Genomic DNA, 1,242 nt, shown 5'->3' with positions numbered 1-1,242 from the left:
CTACCTTGTATCTTAGTTTGTATAGTGATTAGCTATCACTATATGAAAATTGTAGAGCTTGTGTTCTACCTAAAACTTCTAAGTTTGTCCGAAAGAGTAAGTCTACAATTTTCCCCTAATTACTCCTTTCAACTCTGAACGGTAACTAAGCACTTTGATGCTGTATTCACAAGGTTAGATCGTGATTAGTGAGTAATTAAAACACTATATGGATTGTAGAGGTACACATGATTACATTGGGTATTGATGTCAGTAAAGCCAAAATTGATTGTTGTATTTTTCCTTCTGGTCTAACTGGAAAGAGAAAAACCAAAAGGTTTGATAATGCACAATCTGGTTTTGTTAAACTCGTAAAGTGGTTAACCGAACTAGATGTTAATTTATCAGACACTCGGGCTGTAATGGAAGCTACATCGGTATATCATGAGAATCTAGCTCATTTTTTATATGATATGGAATTAACAATATGTATCGCTAATCCTGCAAGAGTTCGAGCGTTTGCAAAAGGATTATCAATGCTAAATAAAACAGATAAAGCAGATAGCGAAGCTCTCGTCTATTATGCAAATACTGTTAAGTTAGCAACATGGCAACCTGAGAAAGAAAATGTAAGAATATTAAAAGCTTTAATAAATAGATATGCAGTTCTTGAAGAAGACTTGCAACGTGAAAAGAATCGTTTAGAAAAGGCTCAATCTACTCAAACATTTCCACAAGTATTACTCTCAATTAATATTCGTATTCAACAACTTGAACAAGAGATTATTAGATTGGATGAAATGATCTCTAGTCATGTAAATGGTGATTCAGAGCTAAAAAATGATCTTGCTTTACTAACTACTATTCCAGCAGTAGGAAGGAAAACTGGATTGCTCATGCTAGGGTTATTACGCTCTCATCACTTTGAAAAAGCAAGTCAGGTCGCAGCTTATGTTGGTCTAGTTCCTATACATTTCCAATCTGGCAGTTCGGTCAATAAACGAAGTCGTTTATCAAAAGCAGGTGATAGTAAAATACGCTCTAGCCTATTTATGCCATCTATAGTTGCACTTCAATATAATCCCCATATTAAGGCACTGTATCAGCGACTACGTGAAAAAGGAAAGCCTAAAATGCTGATTGTTGGTGCTGCAATGCGTAAGTTAGTACACCTATGCTATGGTGTATTAAAACATCAAACTGCTTATCAAATATAAGGTAAATAATTACTAAATTAGGTTGACAGCCAAGACGGTATCTTTT

At 34.7% G+C, this 1,242-nt stretch carries 1 protein-coding gene; it reads left to right on the top strand.

Annotated features, from left to right (window positions below; genetic code table 11):
- The first annotated feature begins 227 nt into the window (after positions 1–227).
- A complete protein-coding gene (locus FTV09_RS17775; protein ID WP_180059010.1) occupies positions 228–1,196 on the top strand; it encodes an IS110 family transposase in 969 nt (322 codons plus the stop codon).
- The last annotated feature ends 46 nt before the right edge of the window (positions 1,197–1,242 follow it).

The sequence above is a fragment of the Acinetobacter sp. YH12227 genome (genome assembly GCF_013417785.1).
GTDB lineage: Bacteria > Pseudomonadota > Gammaproteobacteria > Pseudomonadales > Moraxellaceae > Acinetobacter > Acinetobacter gandensis.
Note: the sequence above shows the minus strand (reverse complement) of the source record. Positions and strands in the feature narration are given on the sequence as shown.